Source organism: Candidatus Hakubella thermalkaliphila (assembly GCF_013281975.1).
Taxonomy (GTDB): domain Bacteria; phylum Actinomycetota; class Humimicrobiia; order Hakubellales; family Hakubellaceae; genus Hakubella; species Hakubella thermalkaliphila.
Map to the genome: position 1 here is coordinate 1 of NZ_BLRZ01000375.1, position 786 is coordinate 786.

Here is a 786-nt window from a genome sequence, read left to right on the forward strand (position 1 = left end):
TGGCTCGTACCCCTTTGCCCCCTCTCCGCTGCAGAGAGTAATCCGCTATCGGAGTCCTTTTCCCGTAACCTTTTGCCGTAATCAGAAAGAGGTCAGCATCCTGGAGTGCGATATCCATACCTAAAAGCTCATCCCCCTTCTCTAACCTTATGCCCCGAACGCCCCGAGTTCCTCTCCCCATGGCCCGAACATCCCTTTCTTTGAAACGGATAGCCTGCCCTCCTCGAGACACCAGGATGACCTCGCTTTCCTCCTTTACTCTGAGCACGCTGATAAGCTCGTCATTTTGCTGGAGGGAAATAGCAATCAGGCCCTCTCTTCTTGAGGTATCGTATTCAGTCAGGGGTGTTTTCTTGACTATACCCTTTTTGGTGGCCATTAGAAGATAGTCACCCGTATCAAAACGTCTGGTAGCAATGACTGCTTCTACTTTTTCCTCTGGACCGAAGGGCAGGATATTGCCGATGGCCTGGCCCCTAGTGGTCCGGCTGCCGGTGGGCAACTCGTGGACCTTAACCCTATAGACCTTGCCCCGGTTGGAGAAGAAAAGAATATAATGGTGGGTGGAACAGATAAAGAGGTGTTCCACAAAATCGTCCTTTTTGAGATCCATTCCCAGGACACCTCTACCACCTCTTTTTTTGCCTCCGATAAGTGTCCACGGGGAGTCTTTTGATATATCCGGAGTGGGTGATGGAGATGACCACATCTTCATCAGCAATGAGATCCTCTATTTCCAGATCGCTGGAGTCAGGGGCGATCTCTGTCTTGCGCTCGTCACCAAAC

General features: G+C 51.0%; 1 protein-coding gene. It reads right to left on the reverse strand.

The features are described 5' to 3' along the window. The coding region (locus HW443_RS12245; RefSeq protein ID WP_275942770.1) for a DNA gyrase C-terminal beta-propeller domain-containing protein at positions 1 to 613 on the reverse strand (613 nt) is incomplete at its 3' end. Positions 614 to 786 lie beyond the last annotated feature (173 nt).